Below are 19427 nucleotides of genomic sequence, written 5' to 3'. Positions count from 1 at the left end.
CGGGTTCCGTCAGGCCGGGGCACTGAACTCCCGGTCCGCCGGGTCGGCGGTCTCGAGCGGGTCGGCGAGCAGGCGCTCGAACGCGAGCTCGGCGGCGCCGACGAGCGGGGCGTCGTCACCGAGGACCGGGGTGCGCAGGCGCAGGTGTTCCCGGCAGACCGGCAGCGCCATGCGGAGCAGCCGGGCGCGCACGTGGGTGGCGTCGGCGAGGTATAGCTCGCGCAGGCTGCCGCCGAAGACGACGGCCTCCGGGTTGAAGAGGTTCACCAGGTTGGCGACGCCGAAGCCGAGCCAGTCCGCGACGTGCCGCACGGCCGCCTGGGCCACCGGTTCGCCGCGCAGCGCGGCCTCGACGACGGCGAGCACCGCGTCGCGGCCGGTCGCGCCGTCGCGGCCGACGTTGCGCAGCAGTGCCCGCTCGCCGATCTCGGTCTCCCAGCAGCCCCGGGAGCCGCAGCCGCAGGGGCGGCCGTCCGGGTTGACGACCATGTGGCCGACCTCGCCGCCGTAGCCGCCGTGTCCGGTCACGAGCCGGCCGCCGGCGATGATGCCCGCGCCGATGCCGGCGTCGCCGTGGAGGTAGAGGACGTTGTCGAAGCCGGCCGCGGCGCCCCGCGTGTGCTCGGCCAGGGCGGCGACGTCGGCCAGGTCGCCGACGAGCGGCGGGCGGTCGTGCCCGAGCGCCGCGCCGAGTGCGTTGCCGAGCGCCGCGCCGGCCGTCTCGCCGGCGGGGCCGGCCTGCGGGTGGATCCGGACCGTGCCGTCGGCCTGGCGGACCATACCGGTGACCGCCACGCCGCAGCCGACGAGGACCCCGGCGGCCGGGGTGTGCCGGTGCATGTCGTGCACGAGCGCGGCGAGCGTGCCGATCGCGCCGGCGGGCTCCGTCCCGGGTGGACGCTGCGCCGTACGGCTGTCGAGGATCGCGCCGCCGAGCCCGACACGCGCGGCGCGCAGGCGGTCGACCTCGATGCTCAGCGCGTAGCCGTAGACGCGGGAGGACCGGGGGCGGACGACGAGTGACGGACGTCCGGCGCGGCCGGTCTCGCGGGGCGCGCCCTCGTCGACGAGCCCGGCGGTGGCCAGGTCGGCGGTGAGCGCGCCGATGGTGCTGCGGTTGAGGCCGAGCCGGGCGGTCAGCTCGGCCCGGGAGGTGGCGCCGCGGAGGTGCACGTAGCGCAGCAACGCCCCCAGGTTCTGGCGGCGAACCGCCTCCTGCGGGCTGGTCGGCACGACGTGGTCCCTTCGTCGCCGGAACGATCGTGGGTCCCCGGAGAGCTCCGGGGACCCACGAGTTCGTTGTTCCGGATGGTGTTACTTGGTGAGCGGACCCAGCTTCGGGTCGTCGGCGTAGGCCTGGGCGGCGTTCGCCTTGGTCACGATGACCGGCGCCAGCAGGTAGGACGGGACGACCTTGGAGCCGTTGTTGTACGACTTGGTGTCGTTGATCGTCGGGTCGGTGCCGGCCTGCAGTGCCTTCACCATGTTGATGGTCTCGGCCACCAGCTTGCGGGTGTCCTTGTTGATGGTGGAGTACTGCTCGCCCGCCATGATGGACTTGACCGACTCGACCTCGGAGTCCTGACCGGTCACGACCGGGACCGGCTTGCCGGCGCCCTTGACCGAGGTGATGATGGCGCGCGCCAGGGTGTCGTTCGGCGACAGCACGCCGTCGAGGGTCTTGCCGCTGCTGTAGGTCGAGGTCAACAGCGAGTCCATGCGCGACTGCGCGTTCTCGGCCTTCCAGCCCTGGGTCGCGGTCTGCTTGACGTCGGTCTGGCCGGAGCCGACGACAACCTCACCCTTGTCGATGAGCGGCTTGAGGACCTCCATCGCGCCGTTGAAGAAGACACCCGAGTTGTTGTCGTCCGGCGAGCCGGAGAACAGCTCGATGGTCCACGGGCCGGTCGCCTTCTTGGCCTTCATGCCGTCCAGCAGGGCCTGGCCCTGGAGCTGGCCGACCTTGAAGTTGTCGAACGCGACGTAGTAGTCGAGGTCCGCGGTGCCCGTGATGAGCCGGTCGTAGGCGACGACGACCGCGCCGGCCTCCTTGGCCTGCTTGACCTGGGTGCCCAGCTGCGCGGCGTCGGTGGCGCCGATCACGATGACCTTCGCACCCTTGGTGATCATGGCCGTGATCTGCGACTGCTGGTCCGCGACCGTGGTCGAGGCGCCGGCGTACTGCACGTCGGACTTGAAGCCCGCTTCCTTGAGGCCGTTGGTGAACAGGTCACCGGCGAGCACCCAGTTCTCGGAGGTCTTCGACGGCAGCGCGACGCCGATGAGGGCGTCCTTCGCGAAGCCCTTGGCGGCTCCGGACGGGTTGCCCGCGGTGTCGCCTTCGCGCTCGGACGAGCCGCAGGCGCTCAGTGCCAGCAGCGCGGCGGTGCCGACCGCCAGGGTGCTGGTGAGGAACTTGCGCATGGTGGGGTTGACCCTTTCTCGGATTGTTGCGGAAATCTGGGGTGTAGCGGTTGCCGGCAACGGCTCGGTCAGCCGGCCGCCGGAGTCTTCTCTTCCTCGCGGCTCGCCTCGGCGAGGGCGACCGGGTCCGCGGGGGTCTCCCGCCGGAACGGCCGCATGATCGATCCGATGACCGAGAAGCGCCCCTGGCTCTTGTTGTAGACGTCGAGCGCGACGGCGCCGAGCAGGAACAGGCCCTTGATGATCTGCACCATGTCGGAGCCGGTGCCCAGCAGCTGCAGGCCGTTGTTGAGCACGGCCATGACCAGACCGCCGACGATCGAGCCGCTGATGGTGCCGAGGCCGCCGGAGACGGCCGCGCCACCGATGAAGACGGCCGCGATGGCGTCGAGCTCCCAGCTCAGGCCGTCCTGCGGCCCGGAGGCGCCGGACCGCGCCACGAAGATCATGCCGGCCAGTGCGGCGAGGGTCGACATGTTCATCATGACGAAGAAGTTGACCCGCTTCAGCTTGACGCCGGACAGCTCGGCGGCGCGGGAGTTTCCGCCGACGGCGTAGATGTGCCGGCCACCGGCGGTGTTGCGGGTGTAGAACGAGTACGCGATGACGAGGACGGCCAGGATGATGCCGGAGATCGGGAAGCTGGTGCCCACCCGGCCACCGGCGAAGCGCAGCGTGGCGAAGACGACCACGCCCACCATCACGATGAGCCGCAGGAGCGAGATCCACATCGGCGGGGGCTCGGCGCCCTCCATCTGCTGCCGGACCTGCCGGGCGCGGAACTCCCGCCAGATCACGGCCAGGCAGGCGAGCAGGCCGAGCAGCAGCGTCAGGTTGTTGTAGCCGGTGTTCGGGCCGACCTCGGGCAGGTAACCCGCGCCGATCTCGCGGAAGCCCTCGGGCACCGGCACCGTCTCGGCGTTGCCGATGTACTGGTTGCCGCCGCGGAACAGCAGCATGCCGGCGAGGGTGACGATGAACGCCGGCACGCCGATGTAGGCCACCCAGAAGCCCTGCCACGCGCCGATGAGCGCGCCGACGACGAGGCCGAGCAGGATGCCGACCGGCCACGGCACGTCGTGCTGGGTGATCGCCTTGGCCACCACGATGCCGACGAACGCGGCGATCGAACCGACGGACAGGTCGATGTGGCCCGCGACGATGACCATCAGCATGCCGATGGACAGGATCGAGATGTAGGCGTACTGCTGGGTCAGCGCGATCAGGTTGCCGGAGTTCAGCGTCAGCCCGTCGGTCATGACCTGGAACAGCACGATGATCGCCACCAGGGTGAAGATCATCCCGAACTGACGGGCGTTGGAGGTCGTGCCCCCGAAGAGGTGCTTCTGGAGGTCTTTGATTCGGCTCATGGCGTCGGCATCTTCTTCATAGAGGTCATCTGCTTCATGAGGGTTTCGGGATCGGCGTCACGCCGGGCGATCTCGCCGGTGATGGTGCCTTCGAACACGGTGTAGATCCGGTCGCACAGACCGATCAGCTCGGGCAGCTCGGACGAGATGACGATGACGCCCTTGCCCTCGTCGGCCAGCCGCTGGATGATGCCGTAGATCTCGAACTTGGCACCCACGTCGATGCCGCGGGTCGGCTCGTCGAGGATGAGCAGGTCCGGGTCGGTGAACATCCACTTCGCCAGGACGACCTTCTGCTGGTTGCCGCCCGAGAGTTTGGTGACGCCCTCGTCGACGGTCGGAGTCTTGATCCGCAGGCTCTTGCGGTAGTGCTCGGCCTCCCTGTACTGGAGGGCCTCGTCGAGGACGCCGTGCTTGGTGATCTTGGACAGCTTGGCCGACACGACCGAGGTTTTGATGTCGTCGAGCAGGTTGAGGCCGATCGCCTTGCGGTCCTCGCTGACGTAGGCCAGGCCGTGGTCGATGGCGTCGGCCACGGACTTCAGCTCGATCTCCTTGCCGTCCTTGAAGACCCGGCCGCCGAGATAAACGCCGTAGGACCGGCCGAACAGGCTCATCGCCAGCTCGGTGCGGCCGGCGCCCATCAGCCCGGCGAAGCCGACGATCTCGCCCCGCCGGACGGTGAAGCTGGAGTTCTTGCACACGAGCCGCTCGGCGGAGATCGGGTGCCGCACCGTCCAGTCACGCACCTCGAAGAAGACCTCGCCGATCTTGGGCGTGTGGTCCGGGAACCGGCTGTTGAGGTCCCGGCCCACCATGCCGCGCACGATGCGGTCCTCGTCGGCGCCCTCGCCCTTGACGTCGATGGTCTCGATCGTCCGGCCGTCGCGCAGGATCGTGATGGAGTCGGCGATCGCCTCGATCTCGTTGAGCTTGTGCGAGATCATGATCGAGGTGATGCCGCGCTGCTTGAACCCGCGCAGCAGGTCGAGCAGGTGCCGGGAGTCGGCCTCGTTGAGGGCGGCGGTGGGCTCGTCCAGGATCAGCAGCTTGACGTCCTTGGCGAACGCCTTCGCGATCTCGACGAGCTGCTGCTTGCCGACGCCGATGTCCTTGATGAGCGTATCCGGGTCCTCCTTGAGGCCCACCAGCGCCATGAGCTCCAGCGCCTTGCTGTTGGCGGCCTTCCAGTCGATCCGGCCGAAACGGCGCGGCTCGTTGCCCATGAAGATGTTCTCGGTGATGGACATGCCCGGCACCAGGGCGAGCTCCTGGTGGATGATCACGATTCCGGCGTGCTCGCTGGCCCGGATGTCCGAGAACCTGCTCTCGGAACCCTGGTAGACGATGGACCCGCTGTAGGAGCCGTACGGGTACACGCCGCTGAGCACCTTCATGAGGGTCGACTTGCCGGCCCCGTTCTCACCGCAGATGGCGTGGATCTCACCGGGGCGGACCACCAGGTTGACATCCGAGAGTGCCTTGACGCCGGGGAACTCCTTGGTGATTGATCGCATCTCCAGCAGTGGCGGAGCGCTGCCCATGTTGCCTCCAAGGGTTGCCAGCAGAATTTGTTGCGACAGCCAACGTATTCGAGTCTCGCTGGGTTGCAAGCGCTGAAGGTTGGGTCTTTGGTAACGATCTGGCAATGACCGCGCGACATGAGAGCGCTTCCTCACGTCGATACGATCAGCTTTGTGTGTCAGAACTGTAAATCCAATTGCTTTACTAAGTCAACGTCCTGGGGCATCATGTAGGTAACAAACGTCACGGAGGCGGGGCCGAGTGCGGCAGGCAGGGACGAATCTTCCCAAAGTTGGGCAGTACAACAGGGCGGTCGTCCTGGATCAGATCCAGCTCGCCGACGGGATCAGTCGCGTGGAGATCGCCGAGCTCACCGGTCTCACACCGCAGACCGTGTCGGGCATCGTCCGCCGTCTGATCGACGAGGGCATCGTCCGGGAGGACGGGGCGACGGTGTCCAACGGCGGCAAGCCGCGGACCCTGCTGCGGGTCAACGCTGACGCGGGCCGGGCGGTCGGCCTGCACTTCGACCCGGTCCAGCTCGCCTGCGTCGTGGTCGACCTGCTCGGCCGGCCGCTGGTCATCGTGCAGCGGCCGACGCCGCCCGACGCCGACCCGGCGCGGATCACCGCCGCCATGGTCGAGCTCGTCGACGAGGTCCTCGCGTCGGCGGGCGTGACCCGCGACCGGGTGCTGGGGCTCGGGCTCGCCACTCCCGGCCCGATCGACCAGGCGCACGGCATGCTCGTGGCGCCGCCCCAGCTGCACAGCTGGGCCCGGGTCCCGCTCAAGCAGATGCTGGCCGAGGCGACCGGCCTGCCGGTGACGCTCGACAACGACGCGACGGCCGCCGCGATCGGGGAGCGGTGGGCGGGTGCCGGCCGGGGCGTGGCGAACTTCGCGTATTTCTTCCTCGGCACCGGCGTCGGCGGCGGACTCGTCCTGGGGCACCAGGTCCACCGCGGCGGGTCGATGAACGCCGCCGAGTTCGGGCACACGTCGGTGCAGCCGGGCGGGCCGCCGTGTTACTGCGGCAACCCGGGCTGCCTGGAGAGCCTGATCAGCCCGGCCGCCGTCGTGGCGGAGACCCGGCGCAGGCTCGCCGCCGGGGAGGGTGCGGGGTCCGAGCTGGGCAGGCTGTTCCGCGACAACCCGACCGCGGTCGACCACGGCGTGGTCCGGCTCGCCGCCGCCTCCGGCGACCGGCTCGCCGCCGAGGTGATCGACGCCGCGGCCGAGTGGCTCGCCACGGTCGTGGTCAACGTGGTGAACATCGTCGACGTCGACCTGGTCGTCCTGGGTGGGCACAGCATCCGGCACGTCGAGACCCGGTTCCAGCGTGCGGTCGAGCGGGCCCTGGCCACGCGGCCCCTGGCCCGTGGCATCCGCACCGTCCCGGTCGCGCTGTCCCCGCTGGGCCCGGACGCGGCCGTCGTGGGCGGCGCCGCGCTCGTGCTGCACGCCACTTACTCGCCGCAGGTATCGGAGCTGCTGTCGCTCTGACCCGGGGTCGTCGCCGGGGTCGTCGCCGTCCGGAATTCCCGCCCGGAGCCACCGCCGGGACCGCTGCCTGCGCTGCCGCCGAAGCCCCCGCGGCCCGCCCTCCGGGCTCCGCCCTGCGCCGACCGGCCCGGATGTCGGTCAACTCGGGCGAACCGTTGACGAACGGCGATACATCTGCAACCTTAAACATCTAACTTGCAAGAAGTTGGCAAAGCACCGCCGAAATTCTGCACGACCGATTGCAAGTTTGCGGCAGGTGCACCGCCACCGCCTGCCGGGAGCCCACCCCCGCCCACACGACGACCGCCAGCGCAGCGCCCGACCCGGTGTTGCGGTACAGCGCGCCTTGCCGCCAGCGCACCCCAGCGTGCCCAGCACGCGGGTGCGGCGCGCCGCACCGTCACCAAGGCCGGACGGCGATGCGTGCTGCCGTCGTCACGAACCAGAGGACCCCGATGAAACGCAGACCCTTCGCCTGGCGGCTGATCAGCAGCGCCCTCGGGGCCGGCCTGATCCTCGCCGGCCTCTCCGCGCCCCCGGCCGCCGCGGCCGGCGGCCCCAACCTCGCCGCGGGCCGTCCCGCCACCGCCAGCGGCGCCAACGGCACGTACACGGCGAGCAACGTCAACGACGGCAACCAGGGCACGTACTGGGAGAGCCCCAGCAACGCCTTCCCGCAGTGGGTGCAGATCGACCTCGGCAGCAGCGTCAGCGTCGACCAGGTCGTGCTGAAGCTGCCGAACGGCTGGGAGACCCGCACGCAGACGCTGAGCGTGCAGGGCAGCACCAACGGCTCCTCGTTCAGCGACCTCTCGCCGTCGGCGGGCCGGGTCTTCAACCCGTCCGCCGGTAACACCGTCACCATCAACTTCACCGCGGCGAGCGCCCGGTACGTGCGGCTGAACGTCACCGGCAACACCGGCTGGCCGGCCGCGCAGGTCGCCGAGTTCGAGATCTACGGCGCGGGCCCGACGAGCCCCAACCTGGCCATAGGCAAGACGATGACGGCGAGCAGCGCCGCCGGCGGCTTCCCGGCCGGCAACGCCAACGACGGCAACCAGGGCACCTACTGGGAGAGCGCCACCAACGCCTTCCCGCAGTGGCTGCAGGTCGACCTCGGCTCGGCGCAGACCGTCAACCGGATCGTGCTGAAGCTGCCGAACTCCACGTCGTGGGCCACCCGCACGCAGACCCTGAGCGTGCAGAGCAGCAGCAACGGCAGCTCCTTCGCCGACGTCGTCGCCTCCGCCGGCTACACGTTCAACCCGGCGAGCGGCAACACGGTCACCATCAACCTCCCGGGCGCGCCCGTGCGGTACCTCCGCCTCAACTTCACGGCGAACACCGGTCACCCGGCGGCCCAGATCGCGGAGTTCGAGGTGTACGGCAGCGGCATCGTCGACGGCAGCGCGCCGACCGCGCCGGGCAACCTGACGCTCACCGAGCCGAGCAGCGGCCAGATCCGGCTGACCTGGACCGCGTCGACCGACAACGTCGGCGTGACCGCCTACGCGATCTACCGCAACGGCACGTTCGTCACCACCGTCGCCGGGAACGTCCTCACCTACACCGAGAGCCAGCCGACCACGGCGACCGTGTCGTACGTCGTACGCGCCCGCGACGCCGCCGACAACGAGTCGGCGCCGAGCAACACCGTGACCCGCAACGGCAGCAGCGGCCCGGACACGCAGGCGCCGACCGCACCGGGCAACCTCGCCTACACCCAGCCGGCCTCCGGGCAGATCCGGCTGACCTGGACGGCGTCGACCGACAACGTCGGCGTCACCGGCTACATCGTCTACGCCAACGGCGCCGTGCGTACCACCGTCGGCGGCACCGTGCTCACCTACACCGACAGCCAGCCGGACACCGCCACGGTCTCCTACGTGGTACGCGCCCGTGACGCCGCCGGCAACGAGTCCGCGCCGAGCAACACCGTCATCCGCAACGGCACCAACCCGCCGCAGGGCACCAACCTGGCGCCGGGCCGGACCGTCGAGGCGTCCTCGTCGGTGTTCACGTTCACGGCGGCCAACGCCAACGACGGCCAGCTCGGCACGTACTGGGAGAGCAACGGGTTCCCGTCCACGCTGACCCTGAAGCTCGGCGCCAACGCCGACATCACGTCGGTCGTCGTCAAGCTCAACTCGGACACGGCCTGGGGCGCCCGCACCCAGAACATCCAGGTCCTCGGCCGCGAGCAGTCCGCGACCGGCTACACGTCACTGGTCGCGCGCGCCGACTACGCGTTCAACCCTGCGACGAACCAGAACTCGGTGACGATCCCGGTCACCGCCCGGACCGCCGACGTGCAGCTGCAGTTCTTCAGCAACACCGGCGCCGCCGGCGGTCAGGTCGCCGAGCTCCAGGTCTTCGGCACCATGGCGCCGAACCCGGACCTGCGGGTCACCGCGGTCAGCTGGACCCCGACGGCACCGGACGAGACGAGCGCGATCACGCTCTCCGCCACGGTCCAGAACGCCGGTACCGCCGGATCCCCCGCGACCACCGTCAACTTCAACCTCGGCGGCCAGGTCGTCGGCACCGCGAACGTCGCCGCGCTCGCCGCCGGTGCCTCGGCCACCGTGACCGCCAACGCCGGGACGCGCCCGATGGGCAGCTACACCGCCGCCGCGACGGTCGACCCGACGAACACGGTCGTCGAGCAGAACGACAGCAACAACACGTTCACCGCGTCGAGCCAGCTGGTCGTCGCCCAGGCGCCCGGCCCGGACCTCCAGGTCGTCGGCATCACGTCGAACCCGGCGAGCCCGGCGGCCGGCGCGGCCGTGTCCTTCACGGTCGCGGTCAACAACCGTGGCACCACCGCCTCCGGGGCCACCACCGTGACCCGCGTGAGTGTCGGGGGTACCACCCTCAACACCAACACCCCGTCGATCGCCGCCGGAGCGACGGTGAACGTGGCGATCACCGGCACCTGGACGGCCACCGCCGGCGGGGCCACGATCACCGCGACCGCCGACGCGACCAACGTCGTGGCGGAGACCAACGAGACCAACAACTCCCGGTCGCAGTCGATCGTCGTCGGCCGCGGCGCCGCCGTGCCGTACACCTCCTACGAGGCCGAGGCGGGCACCTACACCGGCCAGCTCGTCACGGCCGACCCGCTGCGCACCTTCGGGCACACCAACTTCGGCACCGAGTCCTCGGGCCGGGCGTCGGTGCGCCTGAGCAGCCAGGGACAGTACGTCCAGTTCACCTCGACCGCCCAGGCGAACTCGATCGTCGTGCGCAACTCGGTGCCCGACTCGGCGAGCGGCGGCGGCCAGGACTACACGATCAGCCTGTACGCCAACGACGTCTTCGTCCAGAAGCTCACGCTGTCGTCGAAGTTCAGCTGGCTGTACGGCACGACCGACGACACCGAGTCGCTGTCCAACTCGCCGTCGTCCAACGCCCGCAGGCTCTTCGACGAGTCGTCGGCGCTGCTGCCCACCTCGTACCCGGCGGGCACGCGGTTCAAGCTGCAGCGCGACGCCGGTGACACCGCGTCGTTCTACTACCTCGACCTGATCGACCTCGAGCAGGTCGCGCCGGCGCTGAGCCAGCCCGCCGGGTGTGTCTCGATCACCAACTACGGCGCGGTGCCGAACGACGGGATCGACGACTCGGCGGCGATCCAGCGCGCCGTGACGGACAACCAGAACGGCGTCATCCCGTGCGTGTGGATCCCGGCCGGGAAGTGGCGGCAGGAGCAGAAGATCCTGTCCCCGGACCCGACCCGCGGCCAGTTCAACCAGAAGGGCATCCGCAACGTCGTGATCCGCGGCGCCGGCATGTGGCACTCGCAGCTCTACACCGACACCGAGCCGCAGAACGTCACCGGCAACATCAACCACCCGCACGAGGGCAACGTCGGCTTCGACATCGACGACAACACGCAGATCTCCGACATCGCGATCTTCGGCGCCACCAAGAACCGCGCGAACCGCGGTCACGGGCTCAACGGCCGGTTCGGCAAGAACACGAAGATCAGCAACGTCTGGATCGAGCACGTCAACGTCGGTGCCTGGGTCGGCCGGGACTACTCGGACACGCCGGCCTACTGGAACCCCGGCGACGGCCTGGAGTTCACCGGGATGCGGATCCGCAACACCTTCGCCGACGGCATCAACTTCTCCAACGGCACCCGCAACTCGAAGGTGTTCAACTCGTCGTTCCGCACCACCGGCGACGACTCGCTCGCGGTGTGGGCCAACTCGTTCGTGAAGGACCAGGCGGTCGACATCGGCCACGACAACCACTTCACGAACAACACGGTGGCGCTGCCGTGGCGGGCCAACGGCATCGCCATCTACGGCGGCTACGGCAACGGGATCGAGAACAACCTGATCTCCGACACGATGAACTACCCGGGCATCATGCTGGCCACGGACCACAACCCGCTGCCCTTCTCGGGCACGACGACGATCGCCAACAACGGCCTGTACCGGTGCGGCGGCGTCTTCTGGGGTGAGCAGCAGGAGTTCGGCGCGATCACCCTGTTCGCCCAGGGCAAGGACATCCCGGGCGTGATCATCCGCGACACCGACATCTCCGACTCGACCTACGACGGCATCCAGTTCAAGACCGGCGGCGGCGTGATCACCGCCCAGGTCACCAACGTGAAGATCGACAAGTCCAACAACGGCTCCGGGATCCTCGCCATGAGCGGCGCCCGCGGCCAGGCCACGCTGACCAACGTCCAGGTCACCAACTCGGCACAGGGTGACGTGGTGAAGGAACCGGGCTCCCAGTTCGTGTTCGTGACCCCGTAACCGTTGCTGTTCCGGCAGGGCCCGTCGCGCTGGTCGCGGCGGGCCCTGTCGGTGTCGCCCGTGATCGAGGGAGCCTCCGGGTCGTCAGGGCGACCCGACGGTTCCCTCGATCACGGCCTCACGCAGGGGCGGGGGACAGGGCCGTCGACACCACGAAGGACTCCATCTCGGCCAGGAGGGCGTGCAGGTCGTCCCTCGAGACGCGGTGCGTGTCGGCCTCCACCGTCATCTGGATCGTGTCCCGGACGTCGTCGACGTTGACCATCAGCTGCTCGTTGAAGAAGCGCATCGGCACCTCCTCGAGGACCCGGCTCGCCGGGAGCGCCGCGCGGATCGCGTCCGGGGGCGGGTCGCCGCCGGCCGGTCGGCTCGCGGTGCGGCGGTCGTTGTAGAAGCAGCCCAGCTCCAGCCGCTCGCCCCGATCGTGCTCGACCGCGTCGATCAGCGCCAGCAGTGCCGCCGGGTCGTAGTACGCGTACTTCGACGTGCTCATCGACGCCGTCCGCGCACGGGCCACCGCCTCCTCGGCGGGGACGCCGGCGACGTCGAGGACACACAGGCCGGTCTGCGTCAGGGGGCTTACCACGTCGGCCAGGCCGGGACGGAAGCGGTTGCCGATGATGGCCTGCGCGACGAGCGGGGTGGCGCCGGTGACCCGGTGCAGCCCGGATGCGAACGCCGCCAGCAGGACCCAGGCCGGGTCGGCGCCGAGCCGGGCCGAAAGGGCCTCCGCGGCCAGGTGCATGGCGGGGGAGGACCACACGGTGCGCAGGTAACGCGGCTCGCCGCGGTCGACCGGGCCGGCGAAGCGGCGGGCCGGGACCGCCCGCAGGTGCGCCTCCCAGTATCGCATCGACGCCGCTGTGTGCCGCCGCATCGACGGCTCCTGCTGGAGGCGCCAGAGGTCCAGCGGCTGCGTCGCCGGGTGGGTCGCCCGCGTCGCCAGGTCGCGCATCATGACCTGCACACCGCCGAGGTCGGCGGCGACGTGGGCCATCAGCGCCACCACGTGGGTCGGCACCCCGGCGTGGCGGACCACGGCCATGCGCAGCGGCCACTCGTGCTCGTAGTCGAACACGCGGTCGCGCCACTCGGCCGCGAGGGCGGCGGCCGCGGCCCCGGGGTCGTCCTCGGCGTCCAGGACGTGCAGGACCGCCTCGCCCGAGTCGAACACCTCCTGGGTCACCGTCCCGTCGTCGGCGGTGCGCAGCAGCGTGCGCATCGCCGCGTGCCGGGACATGTGGTACCGCAGTTCCTCCGCGAAGTCCGCGACGGTGCGCCCGTCGGTGACCGGCACGACGCCGCCCATGGCCAGCGACGAGCCGATCTCCACCATGGCTGCCCAGACCTGCTGCTGGCCCCACGCCAGCCCGCCGGCGCCGGCGCCGTCACCCTCGAACGGGACGATGATGCGATCCATCGCAGGATGCTCGCACATGCGCCGTTGAATGCGCATCGGTGGATGCGACTTTCTTCGCGACTTATATTGATGCTTGTTCTATTGTATGGATTTACATCGCTGTAACACGTTCCCGGGTCCCACCGCCCAACCCCCGCCCCGCACCCGAGGAGGCGCCGTGAGGCGAACCCTGACCGTGGCGCTTGTTGCCCTGCTGTCCCAGACCGTCCTGCTCACCCCGGCGTCGGCCGGCGGACCCCGACCCGCCGTCGTCACCGGGACCTACTCCGCCGGAGCCGCGCACGCCTGGCAACCACTGCCCGACGTCCGCGTCGAGGACCGGAACACCAGGCAGGCCGACGCGACCGTCGTCATCGATCCGAGCCGCGTGCGCCAGCGGTACAGCGGCATCGGCTTCTCGATCGACGAGACGAGCGTGTCCAACCTGTGGAAGCTCACGCCCGCCCAGCGCGAGGAGGCGGTGCGGCTGCTCGTCGACCCGCGCGCCGGCGCCGGCCTGGACCGCTTCCGCGTGACGATCGGCAGCCCCGACCTGATCGAGCACCTGCCGTTCTGGTCCTACGACGAACTGCCCGCCGGCGTCACCGAGGACTGGAACCTGCGGTACTTCTCCATCCAGCGCGACATCGACCTGCACATCGTCGACACCATAAAGCTGATCCAGAAGTACAACCCGAAGGCGACCTTCTTCGCCTCGGCGTGGAGCGCGCCCGCCTGGATGAAGACGAACAACCGGTTCACCGGCGAGGTCGCGCTGCGGCCGGGCAGCACCAGCCACTACCAGGTCGGCAAGCTGCGCGACGACTGCATCGACGTGTTCGCCCGGTACTACGCCAAGTTCATCGAGGCATATGCCCGCCGCGGCATCCGCATCGACGCCATCACGCTGCTCAACGAGCCCGGCATGGACGTCGTCTATCCGGCGATGGACATCAGCGTCGAGCAGCAGCAGAAGCTCGCCGTCGCGATCAAGCGCCACGTGCCCCGCGACGTGGCCCTCTACGTCCACGACTTCAACTTCTGGGACTGGCGCGACCCGAACAGCACCGAGACGAAGAACTACTACCGCATCCTCGAGGACCCGCGGGCGAACCGGGCCGCCGACGCGATCGCCTTCCACCCGTACTGGGGTGACCCACGGGTCATGCGGGACGCGTACGAGCAGACCGGAAAGCCGGTCCACATGACCGAGACCAGCGACCTGAACCCGGCGACGATCGTGGACTACTTCCGGCTCGACGCCAGTTCGTACGTCATGTGGGCGCAGACGACGGACCAGGACGGCGGCACCCTGCACTGGACCGACAAGCGCGACAACAACGTCGACTGGGACGAGATCGGCCGCACCACCAAGTGGCCGAACCGCCTCGTCAAGGTCGACACCGCCACGCGGACGTTCTCGGTGCGCGACGAGCTCTTCCAGATGGGGCAGTTCGCGAGGTACCTGAGCCCGGAGCACGTCCGCGTGGAGTCCAGCGCCACGGCCGGCGGCATCGACAACGTCGCCTTCCGCGACCGCGACGGCAACTTCGTCACGATCGTCGGCAACCGCAACGACACCCCGAAGGCGGTCCGGGTCGTGCTCGCCGGCAAGTCGTTCGTCCAGACCGTGCCCGCCAACGCGTACGCCACCTTCCGGTGGAAGGGCGACGTGCCCCGGTCGCGGGGCAACCACGCCCCGGTGCTCGCCGGCGTGGCCGACGTCGTCGCCGACCAGTACGCCACGGTCCAGGTACCGCTGAAGGCCACCGACCGTGACCGGGACCGGCTCGCGTTCTACGCCACGGATCTGCCCGAGGGCGCGGCGGTCGACGCCGCGACCGGCGTGGTCACGCTCCACCCGACGGTCGCCGGCACGCAGGACCTCACGTTCACCGTCACCGACGGCGCGGCGAGCGACCAGGTGACGGTCCACGTGACGGTGCGGCCGCGCGGCGCGCCCGTCGGCGTGAAGGTCGAGGCCGAGGCGTACGCCGAGCAGCACGGCTGGACCGACGGCGGGGCCAACTTCATCGAGAGCAACGCGGCGGCCAGCGGCGGGAAGAACGTCGGCTGGACGGCGCCCGGCAACTGGCTGAAGTACCGGATCGACGTCGCGCAGGCCGGCACCTACGACCTGGAGTTGCGCGCGGCGACCGGCACGGGTGGGGTCCTGCCCGACGCGGTGTCGCTGCGCGACGCGAGCGGCCAGGTGCTCGCCAAGGCGTCGGTGCCGGACACCGGCGGCTGGGGCACCTACCAGTCGGTGCACGTGCCGGTGACGCTCGCGGCCGGTGACCAGCTCGTCACCGTGTTCTGCGAAACGGGCGGCTTCAACCTGGACTACATCAGGATCAGTTGACCGGGCGGCGTGCGATCGCGATGACGGACTGGCCGAACGGCGGTCGCACGACCCGCTCCATCAGCCGGGTCACCGGGGCGACGGTCGAGTCGTAGAACTTGACCATCGGCCCGGGGCCCGGCAGCTGCCTGAGCAGACAGGTGGAGACGTAGTAGCCGATCAGGCCGAGCGAGTTGGCGTAGTGCAACTTCTCGATCTCCAACCCGGCGCGGGTCAGCGCGATGCGCATCGTCTTGCGCGTGTACCGCCGGACGTGCCCGGTGGCGATGTCGGCCGGACCCATCGCGAACGGGAACGCCGGCACGACGACGACCACATGGCCACCCGGCCGCACGAGCGAGCGCATCGTGCGCAGCGCGCCGATGTCGTCCTCGATGTGCTCCAGCACGTTGTACGAGATCGCGGCGCTGTGGCCGCCCGTCTCGTCGCTGGGCAACATCAGCTCACGGATCGTGACCTCGTGGTTGGCGGAGAACCGCTCCTTGAGCGCGAGCAACCGGCCCGGATCGGCCTCGGTCAGCGTCATGCGCGGAGCGTGTTCCAGCCACTCCGCCGCGTAGTCCCCCAGCCCGGCGCTGACCTCGATCGGGTCGTCGCCCAGGTAGGGCGTCGCGAACGCCACGAACCACCGCCGGTGGTTCTTCGCCATGGCGAGACCTTCGAGGACCTCGGACTGGACGTGCTGGTCGCCGAGGATTCCGGTAGTCGGACTGCGGTCGTCCGTGTTCGGCACGGCTCACCCCTCGGTCGCTCGTGGTCCCGGTGAATGGTTCCGGTGAATTCTGGATCATGTTAGCCGGAACTGAGGTAGTTTATAGGCATCGATGACCGTGAGCCAGAGTGCCGTTGCATGGGCCCACCCCTTTATCGTGTGAGCCGTGAAAATCGGCGAAAGGCTCCGTGCGCACACGTTCGATCTGATCGCCGTGGCGAGTTACCTCGTCTTCGCGGTGGTGCTCCTGATGAACCTGTGGCAGGACCCGCAGACGCGGATGCTCTCTGACAATAGCCAGGACCAGACCTTCTTCGAGTGGGCGCTCACGCACGCCGCGGACGCCATCAGCCACGGCGAGTCGCCGATCTTCACCGACGAGCTCAACGCTCCGCTCGGCGTCAACCTCATGGCGAACACGTCCATCCTCGGCCTCGCCATCCCGCTCAGCCCCGTCACGCTGCTCTTCGGTGCGGGTGTCACGTTTGCGATCATCAGCACCCTGGCACTCGCCGGCACCGCCACCGCCTGGTACTTCGTGCTCTCCCGCGACGTGGTGTCCTCGAAGGCGGCGGCCTACGTCGGCGCGCTGTTCTGCGGCTTCGGCCCGGCGATGGTCTCCCAGATCACCGGCCACCCCAACATCGCCGGGCAGTTCCTGATCCCGTTCATCGTGCGGATGGTGATCCGGCTGCGGGAGCCCGGCCCGGCGGTCCGGCGCGGGCTGGTGTTCGCCGCGCTGGTGGTCTACCAGTGCTTCATCAACGAGGAGATCCTCTTCCTCGCCGCGTGCGCGCTGGCCGTGTTCCTGGTCGCCTATCTGCCGCCGCGCGAGATGCTGCCGGCGGCCAGGGTGGCGCTGCCCACGCTCGGCGTCACCGCGCTCGCCGCCGGGGTGGTCCTGGCCTACCCGCTGTGGCACCAGTTCGCCGGGCCGCAGGCCTACCACGGGTTGCCCGAGTTCGTCCGCGGGTTCAGCAGCGACCTGGGATCGTTCACCGAGTTCAGCCGCCGCTCGATCGTCGGCGACCCGGCCCGCATCGATAAGATGGGCGGCGCCACCGAGGAGAACACCTTCTTCGGCTGGCCGCTGCTGGGGCTCCTCGTCGCCGCGGCGGTGGCGATGTGGCGGCACCGGGCGGCCCGCGCGCTGGTGATCACCGCCGTCGTGTTCGGCATCCTCTCGCTCGGCAGCGTCGTCCGCTACAAGGGCGAGGAGACCACGTGGCACGGCCCGTGGCAGTGGTTCGACGACCTGCCGCTCTTCGACTCCGTGGTGCCGACCCGGCTGGCGCTCGTCATGACGCCACTCGTCGGGGTGCTCATCGCGCTGGTCGTCGAGCAGTTCATCGACCGGCGGCCGGAGCCCGCCGGGGAGGGGGAGGAGGCCGGGCCGGCACAGCCGGCTGCCCCGATCCTGTGGGCGGTGGCGCTGACCGTGGCGCTCGTCCCGCTCGTGCCGACGCCACAACCGGCGAACGACCGGGCTCCGGTGCCGGTGTTCTTCAGCAGCGGCCAGTGGCGGGAGCACCTGCCGAAGTCGGCGACGGTCGTCACGTTGCCCGGCGGCTGGTGGGAGCAGCTCGACGCGATGCGCTGGGCGACCACGGCGAACCTCGAATTCAAGATCGTCGGCGGCTACTTCCTCGCCCCGGACCCCAATCACCCGGAGCGGCACGCGATGTTCGGCCCGTCGTACCCGCCGACGCTCAGCCTGCTGTCCGGCGTCGCCAACGACGGGACCGTGCCGCAGGTGACCCCGGACCAGCAGGCCCAGGCGCGCGTCGACGTCGACTACTGGGGCGCCACGACCGCCGTCCTCGCCGACCAGCACGGCAACAGCGAGGCCGTGCGGCAGACGGCCGACCAGCTCTTCGGACCCGGGCGCCACGTCGCGGACGTGTGGCTCTGGGACGTCCGCCGACCCGGCGCTTCTTGATCATCGACGCGTTCACCGGGGCGGCGGCACCGCCGCCGCCCTAGGCTGAGCCGGTCAGGTCTTCCCGAAGGGAGCATCGTGATCTTCATCTGCGCCAAGTTCAAGGTCCGCCCCGAGGACGCCGACCGCTGGTCGGAGATCGTCGCCGACTTCACGGCGGCGACCCGCGCCGAGCCCGGGTGCCTGTGGTTCGACTGGTCGCGCAGCCTGGACGACCCCACCGAATACGTCCTCGTGGAGGCGTTCCGCGACGACGAGGCCGGTGTCGAGCACGTCACCTCGGCCCACTTCCGCGCCGCTCAGCAGACCCTGCCGTCGCACCTGGCCGAGACGCCACGCATCGTCAACGTGAAGACCGACCAGACCGGCTGGTCGGAACTGGGCGAGATGGCCGTCCGCTGAGCGACGTCCACCGAGGTCCGCCGGTTCCTATGCCTGGTAGGCGACCAGGCGAGGGGAGAGGCGGTACTCGCGGGGGCGGTCCGGGTCGGACAGCGCACGGAGCCGGTCGATCACCGGGGTGACGACGGTGCGCCAGGTGGTGTCGTCGACGTTCCACAGGTACGACCACAGGCGCTCTTCGATGCTCTTGGCGAACTCGTTCGGGGACTCGGCGAAACCGGTCGACGCCACCCAGGCCACCCCCGCCGGGCTCAGGTCGGCGGCGGAAGCGGCGCCGTCGAGCGTCGCCGCCGTGTCCGGCCGGTCGTCGCGCAGCGGGCCGAGCGGCGCCACGGCGGTGGTCAGGTCGTCGTCCGGGGTCCGGCGCGGGATGCCGTGCACGGCCACCACCCGCCCGCCGGGCCGCACGACGCGGGCGGCCTCGGCGAGCGCACCGTAGACGTCGCCGATGGCGTGCAGCGCGGTGACGAAGACGACGTTGTCCACCGCGTTGTCGGCGACCGGCAGCGCGGTGGCGTCGGCCCGCGCGACGGTCGGCCCGAGCCGCTGCCGGGCGTGGCGGAGCATGCCGGCGGACAGGTCGACGCCGACGACGGTGACCCCGAGCGCCCGCAGGGCGGCGGAGACGATCCCGGTGCCGACGCCGACCTCGAGCACCGTGCCGGGGACCAGCCACGGCTGGATCTCGGCGGCGAGGACGACCGCACGCTCGGCTCCGCCGCGCCGGTCGTCGTAGCGGTCGGCGATCCGGTCGAAGGACCGTGACGAGCGCCCGTTCATGCCGCGAACGCTATCGCGCGGATCCGCCCCATGGTCAAGTCGGACCGGTGTGCTATGACTGTCGGGCTTCGGCACGGCGCGGGATACGGGAAGCAGCCGGCGCACTGACGCCGGGTGGGTGCCAAGGTCCCGCCCCCGCCGGGCCGTTGGTCCCGTCGACTCGGGTGGTTGTCCTCTGCAGTGCGACGTGCCAGGTGGCGCACGCTCATGGTGCAACGCGAAACCACCCCAGGC

General features: G+C 70.1%; 12 protein-coding genes. 5 read left to right on the top strand and 7 right to left on the bottom strand.

What is annotated here, in order from left to right:
• Nucleotides 1-9 precede the first annotated feature (9 nt).
• The 4 genes from Dfulv_RS30725 to mmsA all read right to left on the bottom strand — a co-directional run bounded on the left by Dfulv_RS30725 (nt 10) and on the right by mmsA (nt 5338).
• Entirely contained in the window at nt 10-1233 is a 1224-nt protein-coding gene (locus Dfulv_RS30725; protein WP_259857287.1) for an ROK family transcriptional regulator, read from the bottom strand.
• 81 nt (nt 1234-1314) lie between these two features.
• A complete protein-coding gene (locus tag Dfulv_RS30720) occupies nt 1315-2424 on the bottom strand; it encodes a substrate-binding domain-containing protein (RefSeq protein ID WP_259857286.1) in 1110 nt (369 codons plus the stop codon).
• 68 nt (nt 2425-2492) lie between these two features.
• On the bottom strand, nt 2493-3794 hold the full coding sequence (mmsB, locus tag Dfulv_RS30715; RefSeq protein WP_259857285.1) for a multiple monosaccharide ABC transporter permease: 1302 nt from the start codon (nt 3792-3794) through the stop codon (nt 2493-2495).
• The gene (gene mmsA / locus Dfulv_RS30710) at nt 3791-5338 is read right to left on the bottom strand and encodes a multiple monosaccharide ABC transporter ATP-binding protein (RefSeq protein ID WP_259857284.1); all 1548 of its coding nucleotides are present in this window, start codon (nt 5336-5338) and stop codon (nt 3791-3793) included. The genes mmsB and mmsA overlap by 4 nt, the downstream gene beginning before the upstream one ends.
• Before the next feature lie 241 nt (nt 5339-5579).
• Between mmsA and Dfulv_RS30705 the strand changes: the two genes are divergently transcribed.
• Complete coding sequence (locus Dfulv_RS30705; protein WP_259857283.1) at nt 5580-6821, top strand: ROK family transcriptional regulator; 1242 nt, start codon at nt 5580-5582, stop codon at nt 6819-6821.
• Nucleotides 6822-7276: 455 nt separating this feature from the next.
• Nucleotides 7277-11599, top strand: a complete 4323-nt coding sequence (locus Dfulv_RS30700) for a discoidin domain-containing protein (RefSeq protein ID WP_259857282.1) — start codon at nt 7277-7279, stop codon at nt 11597-11599.
• A 118-nt stretch (nt 11600-11717) separates the two neighbouring features.
• Here Dfulv_RS30700 and Dfulv_RS30695 read toward each other — a convergent pair whose 3' ends face one another.
• Complete coding sequence (locus Dfulv_RS30695) at nt 11718-13019, bottom strand: condensation domain-containing protein (RefSeq protein WP_259857281.1); 1302 nt, start codon at nt 13017-13019, stop codon at nt 11718-11720.
• Nucleotides 13020-13176: 157 nt separating this feature from the next.
• Here Dfulv_RS30695 and Dfulv_RS30690 point away from each other — a divergent pair, with 157 nt between their 5' ends.
• Nucleotides 13177-15360, top strand: a complete 2184-nt coding sequence (locus tag Dfulv_RS30690; protein ID WP_259857280.1) for a carbohydrate-binding protein — start codon at nt 13177-13179, stop codon at nt 15358-15360.
• On the opposite strand, the gene Dfulv_RS30685 is transcribed toward Dfulv_RS30690, so the two are convergent.
• Nucleotides 15353-16009 (bottom strand): class I SAM-dependent methyltransferase, encoded by a 657-nt coding sequence (locus tag Dfulv_RS30685; protein ID WP_259868400.1) that lies wholly within the window; start codon nt 16007-16009, stop codon nt 15353-15355. The two genes, Dfulv_RS30690 and Dfulv_RS30685, sit on opposite strands and share 8 nt — an antisense overlap.
• Nucleotides 16010-16238: 229 nt before the next feature.
• On the opposite strand from Dfulv_RS30685, the gene Dfulv_RS30680 reads away from it, so the two are divergent.
• The gene (locus Dfulv_RS30680; RefSeq protein WP_259857279.1) at nt 16239-18011 is read left to right on the top strand and encodes a DUF6541 family protein; all 1773 of its coding nucleotides are present in this window, start codon (nt 16239-16241) and stop codon (nt 18009-18011) included.
• A 78-nt stretch (nt 18012-18089) separates the two neighbouring features.
• On the top strand, nt 18090-18413 hold the full coding sequence (locus tag Dfulv_RS30675; protein WP_259857278.1) for a putative quinol monooxygenase: 324 nt from the start codon (nt 18090-18092) through the stop codon (nt 18411-18413).
• 27 nt (nt 18414-18440) lie between these two features.
• Here Dfulv_RS30675 and Dfulv_RS30670 read toward each other — a convergent pair whose 3' ends face one another.
• Nucleotides 18441-19193 (bottom strand): class I SAM-dependent methyltransferase, encoded by a 753-nt coding sequence (locus Dfulv_RS30670; RefSeq protein ID WP_259857277.1) that lies wholly within the window; start codon nt 19191-19193, stop codon nt 18441-18443.
• Nucleotides 19194-19427 lie beyond the last annotated feature (234 nt).

Origin of the sequence: Dactylosporangium fulvum (genome assembly GCF_025137375.1) — a bacterium.
Taxonomy (GTDB): Bacteria; Actinomycetota; Actinomycetes; order Mycobacteriales; family Micromonosporaceae; genus Dactylosporangium; species Dactylosporangium fulvum.
The sequence above is the reverse complement of the archived record's forward strand: the minus strand, read 5'-3'. Positions and strand labels throughout refer to the sequence as shown.